Raw genomic sequence first — 21,611 nt, forward strand, 5'->3', positions numbered from 1 at the left:
CATCAGGGAAGGTATCGCAGAGGGTTCACCGCACGACCATTAACCAGAATCGTAAAGTGTAAGTGAACACCGGTCGAATAACCACCACCGGTCCGATCATACGTGCTTCCCATATGGCCAATCAACTGACCGGCTCTTACTTCCTGACCGACTCGCACGACTGGCTGCGTAATAAGGTGGCCATAGATCGTTTCAATACCATCAGGATGGCGGATCTTCACACAATAGCCGTACCCACTACACCAACCGGCTTCACGAACCCAACCACTGCTCGCAGCTACAATCGGTGTCCAGGCAACATTGGCAATATCGATCCCATTGTGGAAACCGCCCCACCGAGGACCGAAATTGGACGTCAATACCCCCTGTGCTGGCCAGACCCAACGCGGTGGTGGTGGCGGGAAATCGCGTACTTCTGGCAAGGACTGTACTTGACGAGCATCAACTGATAGCAAATCAACCCGAATCCAACCAGAAATGTCCCCAATTTCAATCTTCACCCAATCTTGATAACGACCACGTAGCGCTACCTGCCGACCGGCTGACAACTGCGCCTGTCGAGGATGATCCGTACTCGGGCCAGACCGAACATTTGTTTCATCATTCAACACGATCCCGACCGGCTCGGCTTTCCGTTGCGCAAAGGCCGCTTCCTGTTCACTCGTCCACGGTAGTTGGCCACCGGGAATGAATATCTCACGACCGACAACAAGCTGACCATTGGTCAAACGATTTGGCGCAAAGGTTGCAATGGCTTCTGGGGCTACACCGTAGCGCTCTGCTAGCTCGATAAGCGTCTCACCTGCCGTAACTGTGTGCGTCACCCCTGCTAGACGTGCAATCCGTAACGGTTGGCCAACCCGCAAGGCATCACCACGATCAAGCTGATTCGTCCAGACCAGCGTCCTTAATGGTATCCGGTAACGTGCTGCGATCTCGGCCAGTGTCTCATTCTCGGCCAGAATATGGGTTGCCTGAAAGGCAGTTGTCACCATCACCGGCGCCTGAAGGGCAGGCGCAATCGGTTCTACCTGCACAGGTGCAGAAGTGCGACGTACTGCCGGTGCAATCGCTATTGCCTGACCAACCGGCGCTACTGACGCAGTTACCACCGGTAAGGGAGACGACGAAGCAGCAACGAATGATTGAAGCGGAAGAGTACGATCAACAAAGAGAATGAAGAGAGCGCCGACGATCAGGAGCAAATGAGCAATGTGTCGTGAAAAACGAAAGCGGCGGTGGAACCATCGCTGTCGGACGTTACCCATCAGAGAACTGTTCCGGCGGCGATACCGACCATCGCGCAGACAGCGCACTGTCTCCTGCGCGGACGCCAGTCGTCGCTGCCGTCGCCACCATTGCTCGATCCATGGAGAACGATCAAAGACACCGTACATGATTTTTCTCTCACCTTTCGGTCAGAGGATACACGCAATATGGTGCTTTGTCAATCTTGACGGCATCTTTCATTGCATGCTAAGATATAGTAGCAGAATTTTCCGTTGCCCAATCCGGTATCTCTCTTGTATCACCGGTGCTGGGCGTTCTATGAAAGGCCGGCTAATGATACGAGTCGTCGTCGATAGTATCCGTGTCAGCCTATTGACGCAGAGCCGGGTCGTCGTCCTCCGCGAAACTGAAGGGAATCGCTATCTGCCAATCTGGATCGGCCAGTTTGAAGCCGATGCCATTGCGATGGCTATTCAGGGTCACGAACCACAACGACCAATGACCCACGATCTGCTCAAGGCTGCCATCGGTGAGCTTGACGGATTTGTCCGTCAAATCTATATCAATGATATTCGCGATAATACCTTCTTCGCACGCATCCTGATCGATCAGGCTGGACGAACGATTGAACTGGATGCGCGGCCAAGCGACGCTATCGCGCTCGCTGAGCGCGTACAGGCTCCGATCTTTGTTGCCGACCACGTCTTGGAGCAGGCCGGTGTTCTGTTTGACGAAGAAGAACAAGCTGGTGAGACGGCGACATCTCCACCACCATCAGGTGAACCAGTAACCGAAGAAACCAGCACTGAAAACGAGCCAGAACTTAACGAAGACTCTCTCTCGATCTTTCGTAATTTCATTAATACGCTCGATCTCGATGACCGTGATCGACCTGGCGAGAAGTCGTAAGTCATTTTGTTACCGGTATGAGCGAATACAGTAGGTGAGTCGCGCAAGATTCGCCTTGTCTCACTTCGCTACAGTATTGATTCGGAAGCAGCACGCCGAGCGTCTTGCGGCGTGCTGCTCCCTTTTAACGACTGACCGATGACACTCCTCGCACCGGCGACGTGGGAACACCTGCATTATCCGCATTGCTGTCTGCTGCCTTGTGGATAACTGGCGATATTATGTGGAAAACTTTGACCATTTGTGGATAACGTGCGGAAAATCACCTTGATAACTCGTGGACGATATGCGGAAGCACGCCTGTTATTTGCTATGACCCAGTGTGATGTGGATAGCTGTTCACATGTTGTCCACTCCCAAAATAGCCCACTGGAATGAGGAGAATCGCTTGTTGTCCACATCTTCCACATGACTACGACCATGACGGTTTTCCTACATTGCTTTATGATACTCATGGTGTGGAATATCTATAGTGCTGTGGATGATCCTATGGAACCATCACATCTATCATTGTGCGCACCGTTTCCGCCGCTTGTGCAACGCATAGAGCGTGAAGGGATTGTGGTACATAACCACATCCTCAAAATTGATCATTTTCTCAACCATCGGATTGAAACAGATCTGATGGCCGCTATCGGCACAGAACTAACTGCTCGCCTGGAACCGTTTTCTATCGACCTCATCGTGACTGCTGAAGCGAGTGGGATTCCGCCGGCACTAGCCACGGCCTTGGTAGCACGTCTTCCCCTTGTATACGCCAAGAAATATGATCCTGATGTGCCAACACCGGCACTCCACCGGCGGATTCCTTCACCAACCCGTGGTCGTGAGGTGCAACTGGCAATCACGGCCCGCTTCATTCCTGCCGGTAGTCGCGTGGCAATTATCGATGATTTTCTGGCGAATGGACGTACTGCTCTGGCGTTATCCGAGATGGTGCGCGAGGCTGGAGCCGATGTCGTTGCCGCAGCATTTGTCGTGGAAAAGCAATTTCAACCGGGACGTAGACTGCTCCAGGAACAGGGGATTCCGGTTATTGCTCTGGCGCAGATTGCACGGTTTGTTGATGGTCGCCCTGAAATCACCGGTTGGCCACTACCTGTCTGATCCTGCCGCAGGTGATGTACCATAGGTAATGGTAGCGTAGCACCCTGAGTCTGCCAACCGGTAAACCAGTTGGCGATCAGGCGCTACCGAAGTAACGGAGAGCGAGACGTAAACGCTCTTCTAACGTTGGCGGGGCATCAACCGGTAAGGCTGCAATGGCTGCTGCCGCTTCTGCTGCACTGTAGCCTAGGCTTATCAATATATCGCTCAATTCGCGATCTATAGTATGCAGATTCACACTGCTAGCATTAGCGACCTGGCGCAGATCTAGCTTGCCACGCAACTCAAGCACGATCCGTTCGGCTGTTTTTTTGCCAATTCCTGGTACCCGTGCCAGTCGAGCTACATCGCCACTGGCGATACTGTTTCGCACTTCGTCAGGTGTTCCGCTCGATAGAAGATTCAGTGCGATCTTGGGGCCGATCCCGCTCACCCCAATCAACTGCTCGAAGAGATTTCGTTGAGTGGGATCGCTGAAGCCGTAGAGAGTCAGTGCATCTTCTCGTACAATCAACAGGGTATGTAGCACAACTTCCCTGCCAACCTCGCCGATGGTGTTTAAAGTTGGACGAGGCGCATAAATGAGAAATCCTATGCCACCTGTTTCGATGATAAGATGATCGATGCCAATGCTCTGGATGATGCCTCGGATTGATGCAATCATAGAACGAAGCCCTTACCTGTTATCCACTTATAAGGGGAGTATACCGATGAGAGTCTATTCTCCACTACGTTCGTTTGGGCTGGTATGTGGCCAGTTTACGTGCCTCGGTGCAATTGTGTTGAGTGGGCCTTTGATCCCGCCATCGCTGCCCTTGCTGGGTCTTTTACTGGTTGGTGTTGGCTTAGGGGTGTGGGCACTCCTCACGATGCGCTTGCATCGTCTTTCTGTCTTACCTGATCCGTTACCGCACGTCGAGTTGGTCAATACTGGCCCCTACCGCCTGATACGTCATCCGATGTATACCAGTCTGCTGATCGCATCCCTTGCCTGGATGCTGGCTGCGCCAACATGGTGGCGCTGGGGATTGTGGTTTTGCTTACTGGTCGTACTGGTTGTCAAACTACGTTACGAAGAACAATTACTGCAACGTCGGCTTCCTGGATATGACGCTTATCGAAAACATACATGGCGATTGGTTCCGTTCGTCTGGTAAGGACGATTTGTTCGTCATATTACCATGGCCATAAAAGAGCGGCCAACATGGTACTGCTGATCAAGATAAGCACCGGTACGATAGTTCGTCGCAAGAGCGGCGATCCGCCAACGATGACTATTCCGCCTTTGACTAACGTGTTGGTCAGAGTTGCAATCCCGATTGCTCGCGCAGCAGTGACTTCGCTAATCCCATCGCCTGTGTTTGCCAGTTCACTAAGTGAAAGGGTGATTGCATCTACGTCGAGCAATCCGCCAAAGATGCTCGAAAGGTAGAGGCCGGCATCTCCGAACAGACTGCGAGCGAGATTTGCGCCGATCAAAATAGCAGTGTAGAACAAGCTGAAACTGATAGCTGCGCCCAGCTCCAGTGGGTTACTCAAGACGAGAGAGGTGACTTCGTTGTGCTGTGCTTGCTTGGCTTGCCAGATACTACCAAGGAGACAACTCCCACCACCTGCGATGATGATCGGCCATAGTCTGCTGAGAACGTGTGGTGCTATAACACCTGTAAGAACGAGTACTCGCACGAACATAACATTCCAGGCCAGGAGAATTGCCAACGCATACGCCCGACTTAATTGAGGGTCACTCCGACTGCGCTGTGTGTTACTCAACGTGACCGCAGTTGAAGAGACGATACCGCCGATCAGGCCGGTTAACGCGATACCGCGAGTCGCGCCGATGATCTGGTGTAAGACATACCCAATGAAGTTGAACGCTGAGATGAGTACTACTAAAAACCATATCTTCTGTGGATTAATAACATCGAATGGTGGTGGGCCTATTGCTGTATTGGGTAAAACCGGCAGAATTATCAGGCTGATCGCTGCCAGGGTTAATGCTGCCTGCATATCTTGCGAGCTGAGTTGATGAGCGAATGTATGTAGTCGGGCCTTCATTGCCAGTAAGCCTGCGGTTGCTACACCGACCGCTGCGGCCAACGTGCCATATCCCCAGGCTACCATTCCTCCGCAGAGGAGGGTCGTGACGAGTGCCATCTCGCTGGTTAGTCCCAGCCCCTCTTGCTTGCTTCCCAACACGTAAGCAGCGATCAGTAATCCTCCGATAACTACTATCAATGCAGCAAAAATCTCCGGCGCTTGCAATGTGGTCGCGACCAGCCCACCGGCACAACCAATCACGCCAACAATGGCGTAGGTGCGCACCCCGGCAAACAATTCGCCAACTCCGCTATGAGCATGCTCGCGTTGCAGGCCGATGAGCGCACCGATGAGTAGGGCCAGGCCAAATTGGTAAAAAAGTTCAGTGTGTGGATTGCCGTCAAACACGATGCTGCCCCTACCCGTTCCTCACTATTCAGTAGTTTCTCTATCATACCAGTACGGCGTAAAAATGGCACCCCCCTCTACGGTACCGAAACTCCGACAACGGGCCGCCCCCCAGCGATGACCGTAAAGCGCGATATACGCGCAGAGCAAAGCGTCCGCTTCATCTTCGATAGCTTTGAGTGCCGATGGGCCAAATCGCTCAAGCTCAAGGTCCGTCCAGAGGTTCTGTACTCCTAACAATGGTGGGTCTGACCACTGGAGCGTCGTGAGCAGCTCAAGATACCGTCGAAGTTCTTGCCGTCGTTCGGTCAGTGAACGGCCAGGACGTGCTTTGTATTTCAGGATGCGGTGGAGACGGAAGAGGACGACAGTTGCCGGATGGGGAAAGACCTCAACAATCAGTCGTCCACCTGCATCCGCCTCTATCATCGGTACATAACGAAACCCATCGTTGGCCAAGGCCGTAACAATGGTTTCGCCCCGTATTCCGCCATACCGCCGTAACAACCGACGGTTTGCCGGATGCGGCCCTGCATCGTATCGCTGAAACGCCGCCGCCAGCTCAGCTTCTGCGCGCCGCCGCCCGGTTTCATTTGGCACGAGTAATGGTGCGTCAATCGCTAGGATTGCCGGTTTGTCGCCGCAGATGTGCCGGATCGTCTGCACAATTTCATCGGTTGTTTGTAGTCGGCGTGGATGATAACAGAGCTGTGCTCCCTGAGAACTCCCACAACACGCTGCTAAACCGCTGAGATTGCGTTCTGACCACGCAAGGTCTAAACCGAGATATACCGTCTGTTGATGCATAGATACATTCATCACCGGTTGCGTGAATATAACGCTGATCGCGACCTGTGTGCTGTACAGTGTACCTAAACAAGTGCGACAGGGAGGTCTGTATGAGTCTGCTCAAGCCACCGCCAACAGCAATGGTTATTGTGTGTCGGATCGGTAGCCGATTCGTTGCTTTACCATTGCATACCGTAGTGCACACTGCTCGCCTCGGTGAACTGACACCTCCCGGCGATGCACCAGCGGTCGTTTGTGGGATTGTCTCACTCCAGGGGACAACAGTACCAGTCATTGATGGGCGCTCGCTGCTCGGTGAACCACCTGCCTATGATCTTGACAGTCATATTCTGCTGGTGACAACCGATGATGATCAGTCGCCAGAAATCGGCTTACTGGTCGATGAGGTGATCAGCCTGCATCGCGTCGATGCTGATGGGTTGGCGCCACTCACTCACATTGATGGCTTCTCGTGTGGAGTGGTGAACGATCTGCCTCAACCTGCGCTTCTGCTCGACGTTGATGAGCTGTTTGCGATAGCGCATGGCAGTACCCGTGACTGATGCGGAGTTCGGCAAGCCAGGCGACGCCGTCGTCTATCTTGCCGAACAGTGTTACCTTGTGGGAAGGGCCTTGCGAGCGATACCGCTAAACGTATTGGCGCTTTTCTACCCGGAAGTTGCCAGTAGACGAACAAGTGGAATTTCCAACCTGTCTGCTGACGTGCGTAACGGTGCGCCCTCTACTCTTTTCTCTTCCCTATTTCTTACCTTACACTCCTCACCTCGGTTGGCTGCGGCAAATCTTCGCTTATGAAATGAACCGCACTCTTAGCCGCTTCCAGGATCGTCATCAATCCACTCCCTGGATGCACCGCTCCACCTATCCAGTAGAGATTGCGTGCTCCATTATGACGGATATGCGGGCGGAACGGCCCAAGCTGACTCCAACTATGAATCAGGTTAAAAACAGCGCCAAGATAGGTGTGGTGCTCGTCACGCCAGGTTTCTGCGGTATACTGTCTCTCTACTACGATATGGCGTTCAACATCTTCAAAGCCGAGTTTTGCCATCTGACGAAGGATCAGATCGCGGTATCGCTGTTCAACTGCTGCCCAATTCACCGGGTAGCGTAAATTGGGTACCGGTACCAATACGAAGAGTGTACTATGACCGGGAGGGGCATTCGATGGATCAACAATGGTTGGATTGCAGACATAGAACGACGGATCGTCTTCATCGAGCACTGCGCTCTTTGCCCACAGCGGATCGTTGCGACGAATGTTGGCTGACAAATACAGTTGATGGTGAGGGAGATCATCCCATCGTCGATTGACGCCCAGATAGAGCATAAAAGTCGAACACGAAAACTCCATCTTGTTCAGTTTTTGGTCGGTGTACGTTCCACGGGCATGTGGCGGAATAATGTGGGTCAGCGCATGCCCGAAATCAGCATTAACCACCACTGCATCGGCACTGACACGCTTACCGTCGCTTAGCTCAACGCCGCAGGCTCGTCCCTCCTCGACAATAACTTGTTTAACAGGGCAGTTATAGTGGATCATCACTCCTACATCGGTAGCCGCTTTCGCTAGTCCGGCAGCCAGAGCGCGAAATCCACCTAGGGGGTGCCAAATACCTTCGGCAAATTCGAGGAAAGTTACCAGACTAAAGATACTCGAGCAGGCCGTTGGATGCATCCCCAAGTATTTGGCCTGGTACGACAGTGCATAAACAACTCGTTCATCACGGAAGAAGCGCTTGAAGTGATCGTAAAGACTTTCCCATGGCCGGAATGCCAGGGCGGCTGCGATTTCACGTAGTTTCAGGTACCCCAACGGACTACGCACCGGTGTGCCGAGGTACGGTTCATAACCGACCACATTTTTACGGATATGTTCGATGTACCAGCGTTCAAATTCAGTTGGTAGATTCGGATCGAAGCGTGCTAATTGGGCTTTAAAGGCAGAAATGTTCGACGTCAAATCAAGATACTCACCGTCCCAAAACCGGATACGAGTGTTTGGATCGAGACGCACCAGCGTCACATAATCGCTAAAACGCAGGCCAACACTCTGAAAGAGATCGTCGTATACCCGTGGTACTTGCAAGATAGTTGGCCCTGTATCAAAATGGTAATTGCCGAGTGAGAAGCCTCGCATTCGCCCACCCGGTCGATCAACTGCCTCAAAGATTTCAACCTGATAGCCGCGCCCGGCCAGCCGGATAGCTGTGGCTAACCCTCCAGGGCCTGCACCGACAATAATAATACGCTGTGACACGTCCTGCTCCTCTGTCCTGTACGGATCGATTGTGGTACTCCCTTTTGAGTATACATCACTTTTCCGCCACGGTCACGGTACCTGCGAGTTCAGGAGCACCGTAGGTTGTGGATGCGTGCACGCTGCTGTCCATGTGATTCAAATTGTGGATAAATGGTGGAATCTGTGGATAACTTGATGTGTGATCTATGGTGCCTTGTATGTTAATACTAGTCTAATACTCTGTTAATCGAGAGCTAATCTATCCAGGCTATCATCAATAGCGTCAGGCAAGTTGATTTGCGGTGGTCAAGGCCAGACAAAAAGCTTCGAATCCACACACCGCTCCTCTCCCCTCTCTCCGGCCACCACTCCAGAGGTGGCCGTTGTTGATTCATGTGAGTGTGATATTCGTCATGATTATCACGATCCACGCTTCTCTTCTTTTGGCAATGCGGGGAATGTCTGTTTTTTCTTGCGAGGGTATACAAAAGTATGGACCGTACCGGTTTTAGACAGCAATCCGCCGGGATGATAAACACGGGATGCGCCTGATGACGGCGCTGCGGGGTGGGCAGCGTGGGCACGATCGCTGCGCCGGGTGGCAGGTGCTGGTAGGGGCAAAGAGTTGCCTCCTCCCTCCTGACAGGGTGCATCCGTGGTATTTATTCTATCCAGCACCAGATTCACTGCTGAGAAATGTATCTGGAGATGTTTTTCCTGAAGTTTATCTGCTCTTTCTCCCTTGCTCCGTTCGCCTCATTGCAGCCCTCTGGCTCGTATCGTGCAGTAATCGTAGACAAGAACATTTCTGGGGCGAGTTTCAAACCTGACCCTACTAACGCTGAGTCGGCATTCATCGGTACCTCAACGCTGGTCTTGACTGTCAATCGTGTTGGAACGAGGATCGCCGTGCCCATGCACACGTTGTAGACGGGTTGAGACCTGTCCCTCCCTCGCACTTATCTCCACTCTCTCTTTTATTATCACTATCGGCGCGAAAGAGCGTTGTCCTCGCATTCCTCACAGGCTTTTCAACGTTTCACTTCCCTGGCAGTGGTAAGGTGGAAACGATTGTAGAAACTGACCTCTCCGTAGAGTGTGCAGCCGATAGTGGTCTGTGGTCGGGCCTTCCGTGCTCGCGCTGCCGATACCGGTCAACGTCTTGTAGCTTGTAGGTTGGTGCGCCGACAGAGAGTTGTGTCTTTCTTGCAGGTTCTTTCGCTACTGATGCCAGTCAGCGTGTTGTAGAGTGGCACCTTCCGTCAACTGATTGCAGGGGAGAAGACGATGGTGTGCTCACGTACTGGCCGAAGCCTTCCTGTCACTCACCGTATAACGCGGGCCGGAGGCCCACGCACCCTGTGATTGCGTGAGCTGGGAGTTATCGGTTGCAGATGCGTGCTGTTCGTCAGTGTCACTCTGCTGTTGCGTCATCCGGTCATTGAAGGTGAACCGACGCTGAGCACTCTGAAAATCCCTACAGCCTTTATCTTCCCGTTGACATGTCTCGGTATGAATGGTATACTTCCGCTACACAAATCAATAGCCGACGTTGAACAGGAAGAGTAGCGAGTGTGGCGACAATCCAGCGAGCCGATGATGGTGTGAGATCGGCACGTTCGGCGCTCGTGAATGGGCCTGGGAGTCGCACGGCGAACCGGGGTTTACCCGCAGTAGTCGTTGCCGGAGACGCCACCGTTATCAGGGCGCTAGGTGTGAAGCGGCTTCGCCGACAGCACCTGCAGAGTGCGCCGTCTGTGTGAACAGCGGCGAACGAGAGTGGCACCGCGGTTTTCCCGTCTCTCGACCAGCTTGGTCGAGAGATTTTTTATTCGTGTTTTGTAGTGAGGAGTGGGATCTGTGGAGACTATCAAGTATCTGCTCAGTGAAGATCGCTTGCCGGAGACCTGGTACAACATTGCCGCCGACCTCCCATCGCTGCCGCCGCCACCTCTACATCCGGCTACCGGTCAGCCGATTGGCCCTGCCGATCTGGCACCGCTCTTCCCGATGGAGCTGATCAGGCAGGAAGTCAGTACCGAGCGGGCCATTCCTATTCCCGACGAGGTACGATCTATTTACCGGCAATGGCGACCGACTCCACTCTTCCGCGCCCGTCGGCTCGAGCGGGCCTTAGATACGCCGGCTCGCATTTACTACAAGTACGAAGGCGTCAGTCCGGCGGGTAGCCATAAGCCCAATACGGCAGTGGCGCAGGCGTACTACAACAAGCAAGAAGGTGTACGCCGATTGGTCACCGAGACGGGCGCCGGTCAGTGGGGGTCCTCATTGGCATTTGCCGGTGCGCTCTTTGGGCTTGAAGTGGAAGTGTTTATGGTGAAGGTGAGCTATGAGCAGAAGCCATACCGCCGTGCTCTGATGGAGACCTACGGTGCACGGGTAATTGCCAGCCCCAGTATGGAGACGGCTGCCGGTCGTGCGATTCTGGCCCAGAATCCGGAGAGTACCGGTAGTCTGGGGATTGCAATCTCTGAAGCGGTTGAGGTTGCTGTGCAGCGCGATGATACACGCTATGCGCTTGGCAGTGTGCTCAATCACGTACTCCTTCATCAGACGGTCATCGGTCAGGAAGCGATGATCCAAATGGAGATGGCCGGTGATTATCCAGATGTCGTTGTTGGTTGCACCGGTGGCGGATCAAATTTTGCCGGTATCGCCTTCCCCTTTATCGGTGCGAAATTGCGCGGTGAACGCCCGTTGCGTGTGGTCGCTGTTGAGCCTGCCGCTTGTCCATCGCTAACCAAGGGGAAATATGCCTACGACTACGGCGATACTGCCCATCTGACGCCGTTGGTTAAGATGCACACGCTCGGTAGTAGCTTTGTACCGCCTGGTATTCACGCTGGTGGGCTGCGTTACCACGGAATGGCACCGCTGGTTAGTCACTTGCTTGAGATAGGGGTCATTGAGGCGATTGCTATTCAGCAACTTGAAACCTTCGCTGCTGGCGTACAGTTCGCCCGCACCGAAGGAATCCTGCCAGCGCCGGAAGCGAACCACGCTATCGCCGGCGTGATCCGTGAAGCTCTGCGCTGCAAAGAAGAGGGCAAGAGTGACGTGATCCTCTTCAACCTTTGCGGTCACGGTCATTTTGATCTGCAAGCCTATATGGATTACCAGGCCGGCAAGTTGCGTGATTACGAGTATTCTGATGCCGAAGTGGCAATGGCATTGGCCGGGCTGCCCGCAGTGGGTGCGTAGTAAGAACAAGCGAGACGCGGGAATCTGCGTCTCGCTCGTGCAGGCTGCTTAGAGGGTTAAGGTAACGTTTACCGTGATGATCGGGCCTTTGACGTCGAGTATCAGGTAACGACTAAACCCGATCTGTTCAATCTGAAGTGGTAGTGTGGTTCCGTTCAATGTAACCGTTTGCGGGGTCATACTGGGAGGTAAGAGCAGGCGCAGGCGAAACATTTCACCGCTACCGGTTGCCGTTAATACCAGTTGCCCAGGACGATTTGCGGTTGGCGGCGTAATGTGCCAACGGTAAGCGGTGTAGGCATCACTGGCGGCATAGCGGGCTACGGCATAGACATCTCGAATATCGTGTATCGGATCGGCTGACCAGCGCGGGGAGATGGTAACGTTCTGAAAACCGATGGCGCTGTCTTCGATGCCAGCGGCGCCCTCGATCATTGCTCCTAGCATTGCGCTGGCGCCCCAGCCGTCAGTTGGTAAAAATTCGTGTACCGGCGCAATTCCACCGGTTGGGTAGTACCAGAGATAGGTTGCACCGGTACGTTCGATCAGGTCGATGTAGCGTTGCAGGATGTTGAAGCCATACGACTCGTAGCCATAGCGAAATGCGCCACGTGCCAGCTCACCACCAACGAGAGGCATAATGCCGCCGTTGACATATTCACCAGGACGTTCACCGAGACGCCCGTTCATCCCAAAAGTGCCTGATGGAAAAGGTGGATCAATGCTATACCATTCGGCGAAAGCGATACGTTGGGGATCATTCAACCGACGTAGATACTCGGCAACAATCGCTCGCCCCTGCGTTTCGCTTAAGACACCGCGATTGAGCGCAATCGCATTCGAGAGGCTCAACTGCTCGGCTTCATCAACACCGGGAACATTGTAAGGGATAAGTTTGACATGATGGGTGTAAAAACGGCCATTCCAGCTCAGCGCATTGAGGCGCGTCATCAGATCGGCGGTTATCGTACGACGTACCGCTGCCAGATTAGACTGACCGGCCGCCTCTTCCATCAACGCCAGTGCATTGAGGGCTGCGGCCAGACCGGTATTGTCGCCGTGAAAGATACCCCATTTAGTCTGCTCATCAATCCAATGCCGGGGACCAAGTTCTCCGGTATTCGGGTTGAACATCGGCGGGCCGTACTCGAAATCCCAGGTGTCGATGGTAAACGGACGCTTAACCAGGCCCAGGGTCGGTTCCCAACGCAGCGGATCACGCATGGTATAGTCAATCGCCCGTTGGGCTGCCGGCAACATCCGCAGCATCCAGGCCGTATCGCCGGTTACCTGCCACGTCTCGAAAATCAATTGGACAAAGAGGAATTCAACGTCTGCCTCAACCGGGGTGCGGAAGGCAGGAATTTCCCATTCCAGGCGTGCAAGAAAATCCGGCAGACTGCCGTCCGCAGCCTGAATACGAGCAAATGCTTCCGGCAACGAGCGAAGGTCGGTCTCGAAGTAGCGGAAGGCGCGGTTTTGATAATAGTGATCGCGCAGCCACAGCAACGGGCTGTCCGGCGAACGGTAGCCGGTAACCAATTGTCCATCAAGGATATAACTCAGTCGGTCGGCTGCCATAAATCGGCGGACAGTCGGATACAATTGGTCGTAAGCAGCTACGCCGCTGTGCAGGGTTGTCTCGGCATCAAGTCGATAGATTGGCCCGTTTGCGACCATCTGCCCGTCGGCTGTGAACAGAGCAGCCCAATGACTGCCCAACGCACCGCGTGGTATGACTTCGACCAGGCCCTGACCATTGGCGATGGTCAGCGGGAAGCTCCCGGCAAAGCGCTGTTGGCCGTCAAAGATGACGAGCGTCGCCGACCCGTTATAGCCGGGAATGTGTACGGCGATAGTAACCGGAACCAAAGGTTGGGCAACCGGTTGTTGACTGGTAAAGCTGGCGTGAGCTGCGGCGTGTGCCGGTATTGCTGGCAGCCATGCACTGCCAAGCACGCCAATTAATAGGAAGAGGATAAGATGCTTCATTGCTTACCTGATACGAACAATACCTGACGTCACTTAGTATATCACGCCTTATTTTCACTCGTGCTACAAGAGGGAACCTATGACTCGCAAACCACGTGTCTTTTCCGGGATTCAACCTTCAGGTAATCTTCACATCGGCAACTATCTGGGTGCGATCCAGCAATGGGTTGCCGGCCAGGGTCAAAAGACGAATTTCATCTGCATCGTTGATCTGCACGCCATCACGGTACCGCAGAATCCGGCTGATCTGCGCCGACAGACTCGCGAGCTGGCTGCGCTCCTGCTTGCCTGTGGTATTGATCCGCAGCAGACAACTCTGTTCGTGCAGAGCCATGTGCGTGCCCACGCTGAATGCTCGTGGGTATTCAGTTGTATTACGCCCCTTGGCTGGCTTGAGCGCATGACGCAGTACAAAGCCAAGGCGCAAAAGCAAGAGAGTGTGATGACCGGCTTGCTCACTTATCCGGTGTTAATGGCTGCCGATATTCTGCTCTACGATGCCGATGAGGTGCCGGTTGGCGAAGATCAGAAGCAGCACATCGAACTGACGCGCGATCTGGCACAGCGCTTTAACTATCTCTTCGGGGAAACGTTCGTGATTCCCAAGCCGGTGATTCGCGAGAGTGGCGCCCGGATCATGGGTCTCGACGACCCAACGGTGAAGATGAGTAAGTCCGAGACAACCCGTGGTCACGCCATTCGGATCATTGATGATCCCGACGAGATTCGCTGGGCGATTAAACGGGCGGTAACCGATTCCTTCAATGAAATTCGCTTTAGCGATGATCCGGAGCGTGCCGGTGTCAACAATCTCTTACAAATCTACGAATTATTGACCGGTCGCAGTCGGCCTGAAATCGAAGCCCACTTCGCCGGCAAGGGCTATGGTGCGCTCAAGCGCGAGCTGGCAGAAGTCGTGATTGAGGCGTTGCGTCCGATCCGTGAACGCTACTATCAACTGATGGACGATCCGGCTGAGCTTGATCGCATCCTGGCTATCGGCGCCGAGCAGGCGCGCGCAGTTGCCGAGCCAAAGATGACGCTCATTCTTGAGCGAGTTGGCTTTGTCTTGCCCAAAGATCGCAGATAAGGAAGAGTATGTACTACCCAACCATCGACCAGTTACGGGAATTACGCCGCCAGGGCAATCTCTGCCCGATCTACCGCGAGATCATGGCCGATCTGGAAACTCCAGTTTCGGCCTATCTCAAAATTGCTCAGGGCGGGATTGGTTTCTTGTTAGAGAGTGTAACCGGTGGTCAGAATATCGGTCGCTATTCATTTATCGGTAGCGATCCCTACATGGTGCTGCGCATGCACGATGGTGTTGCGCAAGCCACTCACGGCGGATACAAGCAAACGCTGCACTACACCGATCCACTGATCGTCTTAGAAAGCTATCTCAGTGCCTACCGCCCGATCCGACTCCCCAACTTACCCATCTTCGTCGGCGGCGCAGTCGGTTATCTCAGCTACGAATCGGCACGCTATTTCGAGCGATTACCGATTCCACCGGTGCGCCCCTACGATATGCCTGAAAGTTGGTGGATGTTCGTTGACACGATCCTGGCCTTCGATCACGTGCGTCACAAGATTATTGTTATCTCGCACGTGCATCTTGATGTCGAAGATCTGGCTGCCGAGTATCAGCGTGCTATCAACCGGATCGAAACACTGATTGCTCGGCTGCAACGACCGTTGCCACCGGGCATTAGGCTAAGTTTGCGCAACTATGAGCCGCACAACACGCCAACGCGGATCACAACTAACCCGGTAGCCTCGAATCGTACTGAGGCTGAATTCAAAGCAGCGGTATTGCGTGCCAAAGAATACATCATGGCTGGTGACATCTTTCAGGTACAGATTTCGCAGCGTTTCAGTAAAGCGACCGATGCCGACAGCTTCACTATTTATCGTGCTCTACGTACCATCAACCCATCACCGTACATGTTTTACATTCGGACGGGCGAAGGTGATCTGGTCGGGGCATCACCTGAAATGCTGGTACAGGTACGTGATGGTAAGGTGACTACACGCCCGATTGCCGGTACACGCTGGCGTGGGCGTGATGCTGCCGAAGATGATCGGCTGGCCGCCGAACTCCTGGCTGACGAAAAAGAGCGGGCCGAACATCTGATGCTGGTCGATCTGGGGCGCAACGATCTGGGTCGCATCAGTGAGCCTGGAACGGTGCAGGTACCGGTCTTTATGACGATTGAAAAATATAGTCACGTTCAGCATATCGTCTCAGAGGTTACCGGTCGGTTACGCGCCGATCTGAAGCCGATTGATGCCTTACGGGCTTGTTTCCCGGCTGGTACGGTCACCGGTGCACCCAAGATTCGCTCGATGGAAATCATCGCCGAGCTGGAAGGTGAACAACGTGGGATTTATGCCGGCGCTGTTGGGCATCTGGGTTTTAACGGTGATCTCGATACCTGTATCGCTTTACGTACACTGATCGTGAAAGACGGCATTGCATACGCGCAGGCGGCGGCTGGGGTGGTTGCCGATAGCACACCTGAGTACGAGTTCAACGAGAGCTGCAATAAAGCGGCTGCCTCATTACGTGCAATTGATTTGGCCGAAGAGTTGCAGGCTGGAGGGTGAACGCCTGCATAACCGGGTGCGGAGGGCACATCGAACTGGCTTGCTAATCACTGGTAAGAAGATAAGGGGAGGGGCATAGCATACCGTGACCCTCTATTGCTGATTTCGATGCGAGCGGGTGCTTTGTTCGGTTCCGTTTACCAGGAGAAAGGTGCTACCGATGGGTCTTCACCGACCATCGTCAAATGCCAGACGCTACGCGCATGCCGGGCGACCGATTGGCGTTACGTGTACCGATAGCCCGCTTGGGCGAGTGTTAGTGGCGACTACCGATACCGGACTTTGTGCAGTCTATCTGGGTGATGATGATACAGCCCTGCTTCAGACTCTCCACGCCGAATTTCCGGCAGCACATATTGGTTCAGGCCCTACTCCGAAGGTGGCGGCTACTGCGATAGCTGCCTATCTGTGCGATCAAACTCCGCTGCCGGTATTGTCGCTTGATCCGGTTGGGACATCGTTTCAACGCTTAGTCTGGCAGGCGCTCTGTCGCATTCCGTATGGCGAGACCCGCACCTATCGTCAATTAGCCGGAGAGCTAAGCTTACCTGCTAGTGCTGCGCGGGCTGTTGGTCAGGCCTGCGCAGCCAACTCGCTGGCCATAGTAATCCCCTGTCATCGCGCCATTGGTGCTGATGGCAGGATCGCTGGTTTTCGTTGGGGGATTGCAAGGAAGCAGGCGTTGTTGATGGGTGAAGGGGTGTTCTTGCCGTACCTGGAATGAAAAAAATCCGCCAAAGTTGGCGGATGTACTGGCGACCCCGGTGCGATTCGAACGCACGACCTTTTCCTCCGCAGGGAAACGCTCTAATCCACTGAGCTACGGGGTCGTATTCAGCTTGCCTATGAATTATAGCATAGTTCAGGCAATTATGCAAATGCTGTAAGGGTGCGTATGGCTTTTCGACGTTTTCACTCTGCCCAGGTGAGAAGAGCGTAGCAACGGCGGCTCCCAATCTATCCATAGGACGTCAGGATATGTTTAGCCTCTCGTTCCAACGGTCGTTTGCGTCCACTCCCTATCGTTTCGCCGTTGATGCCCGTCAGCGCAGAGTAAGGGTGGGTGCTCACCCTGATCCCCTGCAAGCGATGCGGTGCGATAGAGTGCCGATGCGCCAAACGATAGCTTCCAATGACGCATCCAGGTGATTGCGTGTAGGGGATCGTCATGCGGGATGAACGACATTGGCGAGCGAACACGACCAAACCCTGCACACACCATTTCCCCGACCTGCTCTGCATCCTCTTTTTGTACCTGTCAGCGCAGGCAATGGTAGGTTCCAAACCTGCTCCTATCTCTCTCCTCATACTATCGCATCCATTGTTACCGGCGGGCAGCGAACGTTCAAATACATCCAAAGACATCTTCAAGCGACACATCCACTTGTTGTTCTGCTACGTAAAGAAGAGTGAAGCCGGAAATTGTGCAGACAATTGACAAAGTATTGGCAATTCCGGTGTAATGGAAACCATGGTTTTGTAAGGAGGAGTGTCCCGTGATTCGCAAGCTATCTATCGTGGTGACGACGGCGTTGTTGTTCGCTCTGTTGGTGGTACCGGCTGCATTTGCACAGGGTAGTACAGCTAAAGTACGGGTCATTCATGCTTCGCCCGATGCGCCGGCTGTTGATGTGTTCGTTAATGGGAATGCAGTATTGACTAACGTCGGCTTTTTTGCCGCCAGTCCATACCTTGATCTCGCGGCAGGCACTTATCGGGTGCAGGTCGCACCGACCGGTGCCGGTGCAGGTTCGGCGGTCATTGATGCAAATGTGACGATTGAGGCTGGGAAAGCCTATACGATTGCTGCGGTTGGACCGGTGGCCAACATCAGGCCACAGATCATTGCAGATAACCTGAGTGCCCCGGCTGCCGGTCAGGCCAAGGTGCGGGTATACCACTTCTCGCCTGATGCGCCCGCAGTTGATGTTAAGCTGGCGGATGGAACAACGCTGATCAGTAATTTGGCCTTCCCCGATGCGAGCAATTATCTGGAGGTGCCAGCAGGTACCTACGACTTACAAGTAACCCCAGCAGGTGGAAGCGCAGTGGTGATCAACTTGCCCGGAACAAAGGTCGATGCTGGTCAAATTTACAGCGTCTTCGCGACGAACTTTGTTGCCAGCATCACACCCCAACTTGCCGTTACGGCTCCGGTTGCAACTGCTGCACCAGCGGCGCTGCCTACAACAGGTGGCGAAACCCTGCCATTGGTTGCATTGGTATTGATGGCGCTGGCGCTCACCGTGGCTGGTGGAATGGTTGTCCGTCGCAGCATGCGGTAGAACTCTTGCCCATCAGGGCGATACCTGAATAAGTGTGATAATATCCTTTACCCCCTGCCTCTTCCACAATGCGAAGAGGCAGGGGGTGCATACGGAACGATTTAGCTATGTTTGCGGTTCATAGGCTGAACTTATATCCCTTGCGCAAACGTGGCATACCGAATCGCGTGCGATTGCAACGCATGATCTTTGTTGTCCCACCCCGTCTGGGGCAGCATCGGTACGCTATGACAAGTGGGTTCTCAATCTGCCGCTACCGGTCGTGGCAGTCTTATCGGGCGAGATGGTTCTTGCCAAAAATTGCCACAAGGCATAGTGCCACGAAGCTGTATACCATCGCTAGCGCAGCAACAGATACCCCTGAAACAAGGACTCCATACGTATTCGTGAGGACGTGGAAGATTGTTACAACGAACAGACTGCCTCGCGTGCTGTTGTAGAGCCAGGTGTAGATGAATGATACCGCCATGGTGCCGATAAACCACGTCAGAAAGGGATAGTTAGACATTGGATGGCCCTGCCAAAGGAACAGCGGTACATGCCACATTCCCCACAACACACCTACTACGAGCGTTGCCGTAAGGGCACTGTGGTTTTTCTGTAATCTTGGTAGGGCAAATCCTCGCCATCCGACCTCTTCCCATGTATTCGAGAGCAGTGACATCACAAAGGTTGCAATCGAAACACCGACGATGTTGCCGTCCACTGCTATGGAGTTTGCTAGCAATCCTAATACCTGAGTTATAGTTTTGCCGCTTAGCAGGAAGATCGCTGGTGCAATGGCGGCAATCATTAACCAGCTTGAGCCTAAACACCAGTTTCCAAATGTCCGAAATAGGCGGTCAACTCACACCGTACCTTCGTTTACCGCAGTCACAATAACTGCTGCTACAGCAGGCGCCACTGCTGGCAGCAAGAGTAAAACCTGAAAAAGTGGAGGCTTAAACGGCGTTATACCCTGCGAGCCTGCCACCATTGGTAACCAGCCGAACCACAAGAACGCAAACGTCAATACATAAAACCAGAGGACGGGATGATGTTTCATCGACACTTCCTTCTTCTTGTTACCTGAGTACCTCTGTGTATTATCACAGCTTAGAGCCTATCCGAATACCTCGTCGTCACGTCACGACGGATGAAATCCATCACCGCATGCAAGCCGATGGAGTCGAGGCACGGCACCGTCGTGCCCCGACGGGTGCACCCCGACGAGTGGTGAATGGGATGGGCGCATGATCAACAACCCCCATTGTCCATCGATGCATCCCGTGCTCGTCGTATCATCGGGTAGGGCAGTGCGCGAACCGCCCCTCCGCTATCGGCAGATATGGGTGCGTTGCGTCGTCAAGCCACCCATGCATAGTCTTGATCAGTGATCACCGTTGGGGGCAATGGGCACCACGGTGGTTATTCGGTCGTCGTTACCCCCAGCATCGCTTCGTTCCAATCACCGCACGGGGAAGAGACGAGATTCGCTGACCTTCATCTTCCACACCAGGATGTTTCGGATAGGCTCTTAGAGATTCTCTGCCCGATACCCAAAAACCTCATCCAGCCAATCAAAGACTACTTGCTGCATCAGGCCCAGATTATTGATCTGGCAGTGAGCATCTGCACCGTCGGCGGCAACGAAGACGCGAAAGGCTTTAGGGCATCGGAGAGCGTTGTAAAACTCGCGAGCCTGCATCATTTGTGCTTCTGACTCTCCTTCGCCAACCATACACAATACCGGACATGTAATCTCTTCTATCCTTTCAACTCGTGCTTGTCGCGCCATTTCTAACGCTTCAGAAATTGTGCTTACTCCGGCTTGCCAGCAGAACTTCTCTAATGCAATACCGGGCAGGGGGTTTCTAAGACCTGCCAGCCTGGTAAGGGTGTTCCTGAAAAAACCGGGAGTTTTGAGGAGTACCGACGGAATTTCGGCCATGACAAGTTGGTAAATATCTATGATGGGAGCACTGGCTATGCAGGCTTTGATACGTTTCTCAAATGGAAGAGCGCGTGATACCATGTAGCCCCCACCACTGATTCCAAACAAAGCCAACCGTTCAGCGTCGACCTCTGGTCGAGTAAGTGTATAATCGACGACGGCTTTGATCGGCACTTCAGTATTGGTTCGGAAAAATAAACCATCGAAGGGGGTTCTTCCCTGACCGGGCAAGTCTACCAGGAGGATGTGATACTTCCGGCGTATTCCTGCCGGGCCTATCCAGAAGTAGAGTTCTTCTGCGCATGTTTCGCCACCGCCTATCATGATCAACGTTGGTGCTTTCCGGCTCTCGTCGTTACCCCGCAAAAAATACCCTGGTAGAAATTTACCTTCGAACGTGATCTCAATGGGTTCGGCAGATGGCTTACATTGAGTAGTTGCTTGTCGGAAGCACCATTGTGCCTTTTGCCATATCTCACGTAGTCGTGGATCTCGCGGGCGAATAAAGATGCTTGCCATCTGATGATAGGTAAAGGCGCGCAGGTAGGCTTCACGTGCACTAACCCGATGCCCGTTTGCCAGTGCCTGTGTCGCCTGCGATTCGACGCGACGGGCCATTTCTGACCAGGCCTTGTACCAGCTTTCGGGATCACCATCTTTAATTTGGGAAGCAGTGTAGAAGCACTCGCCAAGTGCCGAACCACCTTCGTTTTGGTGAGCAAGAATCCAGGCAAAATAGAAATCCATATCGTCATTCCGAAACCGGATTCGCTGTTTGCTTCGCTGCCATAGTTTCTCTTTATTCATAACTGTTTATCCTTGA

The 21,611-nt window shown here is 53.5% G+C and carries 18 protein-coding genes and 1 tRNA gene; 9 read left to right on the forward strand and 10 right to left on the reverse strand.

The genetic code is table 11. The annotated features are described in order from the left end of the window. Positions 1-2: 2 nt before the first annotated feature. Positions 3-1,397: a LysM peptidoglycan-binding domain-containing M23 family metallopeptidase gene (locus QTO31_RS05070; RefSeq protein ID WP_301428333.1), complete on the reverse strand. Its 1,395-nt coding sequence runs from the start codon at positions 1,395-1,397 to the stop codon at positions 3-5. A gap of 166 nt (positions 1,398-1,563) precedes the next feature. Here QTO31_RS05070 and QTO31_RS05075 point away from each other — a divergent pair, with 166 nt between their 5' ends. Continuing rightward, complete coding sequence (locus tag QTO31_RS05075) at positions 1,564-2,139, forward strand: bifunctional nuclease family protein (protein ID WP_301429442.1); 576 nt, start codon at positions 1,564-1,566, stop codon at positions 2,137-2,139. A 489-nt stretch (positions 2,140-2,628) separates the two neighbouring features. Next, on the forward strand, positions 2,629-3,246 hold the full coding sequence (locus QTO31_RS05080; RefSeq protein ID WP_301428334.1) for a phosphoribosyltransferase family protein: 618 nt from the start codon (positions 2,629-2,631) through the stop codon (positions 3,244-3,246). Between the two features lie 76 nt (positions 3,247-3,322). On the opposite strand, the gene ruvA is transcribed toward QTO31_RS05080, so the two are convergent. After that, positions 3,323-3,910, reverse strand: a complete 588-nt coding sequence (gene ruvA, locus QTO31_RS05085; RefSeq protein ID WP_301428335.1) for a Holliday junction branch migration protein RuvA — start codon at positions 3,908-3,910, stop codon at positions 3,323-3,325. A gap of 46 nt (positions 3,911-3,956) precedes the next feature. On the opposite strand from ruvA, the gene QTO31_RS05090 reads away from it, so the two are divergent. Further along, entirely contained in the window at positions 3,957-4,403 is a 447-nt protein-coding gene (locus QTO31_RS05090) for a methyltransferase family protein (RefSeq protein ID WP_031461255.1), read from the forward strand. Between the two features lie 19 nt (positions 4,404-4,422). On the opposite strand, the gene QTO31_RS05095 is transcribed toward QTO31_RS05090, so the two are convergent. Next, positions 4,423-5,694: an MgtC/SapB family protein gene (locus QTO31_RS05095; protein ID WP_301428336.1), complete on the reverse strand. Its 1,272-nt coding sequence runs from the start codon at positions 5,692-5,694 to the stop codon at positions 4,423-4,425. 24 nt (positions 5,695-5,718) lie between these two features. Then, complete coding sequence (locus QTO31_RS05100; RefSeq protein ID WP_236631311.1) at positions 5,719-6,501, reverse strand: DUF429 domain-containing protein; 783 nt, start codon at positions 6,499-6,501, stop codon at positions 5,719-5,721. Positions 6,502-6,593: 92 nt separating this feature from the next. Here QTO31_RS05100 and QTO31_RS05105 point away from each other — a divergent pair, with 92 nt between their 5' ends. Continuing rightward, complete coding sequence (locus QTO31_RS05105) at positions 6,594-7,046, forward strand: chemotaxis protein CheW (RefSeq protein ID WP_031461257.1); 453 nt, start codon at positions 6,594-6,596, stop codon at positions 7,044-7,046. Between the two features lie 203 nt (positions 7,047-7,249). Here QTO31_RS05105 and QTO31_RS05110 read toward each other — a convergent pair whose 3' ends face one another. Continuing rightward, positions 7,250-8,764, reverse strand: coding sequence for a phytoene desaturase family protein (locus QTO31_RS05110; protein WP_301428337.1), 1,515 nt, complete (start codon positions 8,762-8,764; stop codon positions 7,250-7,252). Positions 8,765-10,606: 1,842 nt separating this feature from the next. On the opposite strand from QTO31_RS05110, the gene QTO31_RS05115 reads away from it, so the two are divergent. Beyond that, positions 10,607-11,968, forward strand: a complete 1,362-nt coding sequence (locus QTO31_RS05115) for a TrpB-like pyridoxal phosphate-dependent enzyme (protein ID WP_301428338.1) — start codon at positions 10,607-10,609, stop codon at positions 11,966-11,968. Between the two features lie 48 nt (positions 11,969-12,016). Here the strand turns inward: QTO31_RS05115 and QTO31_RS05120 are convergent, their stop codons facing one another. Beyond that, positions 12,017-13,960: a hypothetical protein gene (locus QTO31_RS05120; RefSeq protein WP_301428339.1), complete on the reverse strand. Its 1,944-nt coding sequence runs from the start codon at positions 13,958-13,960 to the stop codon at positions 12,017-12,019. A gap of 79 nt (positions 13,961-14,039) precedes the next feature. On the opposite strand from QTO31_RS05120, the gene trpS reads away from it, so the two are divergent. The 3 genes from trpS (at position 14,040) to QTO31_RS05135 (ending at position 17,294) form a co-directional block, all read left to right on the forward strand. Continuing rightward, a complete protein-coding gene (gene trpS, locus QTO31_RS05125; RefSeq protein ID WP_301428340.1) occupies positions 14,040-15,050 on the forward strand; it encodes a tryptophan--tRNA ligase in 1,011 nt (336 codons plus the stop codon). Between the two features lie 8 nt (positions 15,051-15,058). Then, positions 15,059-16,570, forward strand: coding sequence for an anthranilate synthase component I (gene trpE / locus QTO31_RS05130; RefSeq protein ID WP_301428341.1), 1,512 nt, complete (start codon positions 15,059-15,061; stop codon positions 16,568-16,570). Positions 16,571-16,730: 160 nt separating this feature from the next. Continuing rightward, positions 16,731-17,294: a methylated-DNA--[protein]-cysteine S-methyltransferase gene (locus QTO31_RS05135; RefSeq protein WP_301428342.1), complete on the forward strand. Its 564-nt coding sequence runs from the start codon at positions 16,731-16,733 to the stop codon at positions 17,292-17,294. Between the two features lie 29 nt (positions 17,295-17,323). On the opposite strand, the gene QTO31_RS05140 is transcribed toward QTO31_RS05135, so the two are convergent. Next, a tRNA-Arg gene (locus QTO31_RS05140) sits at positions 17,324-17,400 on the reverse strand. Between the two features lie 666 nt (positions 17,401-18,066). On the opposite strand from QTO31_RS05140, the gene QTO31_RS05145 reads away from it, so the two are divergent. Beyond that, positions 18,067-18,855 carry a DUF4397 domain-containing protein gene (locus QTO31_RS05145; RefSeq protein WP_301428343.1) on the forward strand — a complete coding sequence of 263 codons (789 nt, stop codon included), beginning with the start codon at positions 18,067-18,069 and terminating at the stop codon, positions 18,853-18,855. 271 nt (positions 18,856-19,126) lie between these two features. Here the strand turns inward: QTO31_RS05145 and QTO31_RS05150 are convergent, their stop codons facing one another. From QTO31_RS05150 to QTO31_RS05160, 3 genes are all read right to left on the reverse strand, one after another. Continuing rightward, entirely contained in the window at positions 19,127-19,648 is a 522-nt protein-coding gene (locus tag QTO31_RS05150) for a CPBP family intramembrane glutamic endopeptidase (RefSeq protein WP_301428344.1), read from the reverse strand. Positions 19,649-19,702: 54 nt separating this feature from the next. After that, a complete protein-coding gene (locus QTO31_RS05155) occupies positions 19,703-19,900 on the reverse strand; it encodes a hypothetical protein (RefSeq protein ID WP_236631111.1) in 198 nt (65 codons plus the stop codon). A gap of 471 nt (positions 19,901-20,371) precedes the next feature. Then, positions 20,372-21,595: an alpha/beta hydrolase family protein gene (locus tag QTO31_RS05160; protein WP_301428345.1), complete on the reverse strand. Its 1,224-nt coding sequence runs from the start codon at positions 21,593-21,595 to the stop codon at positions 20,372-20,374. Positions 21,596-21,611: the final 16 nt, after the last annotated feature.

Source organism: Chloroflexus sp. MS-CIW-1 (assembly GCF_030444705.1).
Taxonomy (GTDB): Bacteria; Chloroflexota; Chloroflexia; order Chloroflexales; family Chloroflexaceae; genus Chloroflexus.

What these genes read in the sequence shown, in the direction of transcription:
- QTO31_RS05160 (WP_301428345.1), bottom strand. Translation starts at nt 21,595, where the DNA reads ATGAATAAAGAGAAACTATGGCAGCGAAGCAAACAGCGAATCCGGTTT.
- QTO31_RS05090 (WP_031461255.1), top strand. Translation starts at nt 3,957, where the DNA reads ATGAGAGTCTATTCTCCACTACGTTCGTTTGGGCTGGTATGTGGCCAG.
- ruvA (WP_301428335.1), bottom strand. Translation starts at nt 3,910, where the DNA reads ATGATTGCATCAATCCGAGGCATCATCCAGAGCATTGGCATCGATCAT.
- QTO31_RS05120 (WP_301428339.1), bottom strand. Translation starts at nt 13,960, where the DNA reads ATGAAGCATCTTATCCTCTTCCTATTAATTGGCGTGCTTGGCAGTGCA.
- trpS (WP_301428340.1), top strand. Translation starts at nt 14,040, where the DNA reads ATGACTCGCAAACCACGTGTCTTTTCCGGGATTCAACCTTCAGGTAAT.
- QTO31_RS05075 (WP_301429442.1), top strand. Translation starts at nt 1,564, where the DNA reads ATGATACGAGTCGTCGTCGATAGTATCCGTGTCAGCCTATTGACGCAG.
- QTO31_RS05080 (WP_301428334.1), top strand. Translation starts at nt 2,629, where the DNA reads ATGGAACCATCACATCTATCATTGTGCGCACCGTTTCCGCCGCTTGTG.
- QTO31_RS05070 (WP_301428333.1), bottom strand. Translation starts at nt 1,397, where the DNA reads ATGTACGGTGTCTTTGATCGTTCTCCATGGATCGAGCAATGGTGGCGA.
- trpE (WP_301428341.1), top strand. Translation starts at nt 15,059, where the DNA reads ATGTACTACCCAACCATCGACCAGTTACGGGAATTACGCCGCCAGGGC.
- QTO31_RS05105 (WP_031461257.1), top strand. Translation starts at nt 6,594, where the DNA reads ATGAGTCTGCTCAAGCCACCGCCAACAGCAATGGTTATTGTGTGTCGG.
- QTO31_RS05135 (WP_301428342.1), top strand. Translation starts at nt 16,731, where the DNA reads ATGGGTCTTCACCGACCATCGTCAAATGCCAGACGCTACGCGCATGCC.
- QTO31_RS05150 (WP_301428344.1), bottom strand. Translation starts at nt 19,648, where the DNA reads ATGATTGCCGCCATTGCACCAGCGATCTTCCTGCTAAGCGGCAAAACT.
- QTO31_RS05155 (WP_236631111.1), bottom strand. Translation starts at nt 19,900, where the DNA reads ATGAAACATCATCCCGTCCTCTGGTTTTATGTATTGACGTTTGCGTTC.
- QTO31_RS05100 (WP_236631311.1), bottom strand. Translation starts at nt 6,501, where the DNA reads ATGCATCAACAGACGGTATATCTCGGTTTAGACCTTGCGTGGTCAGAA.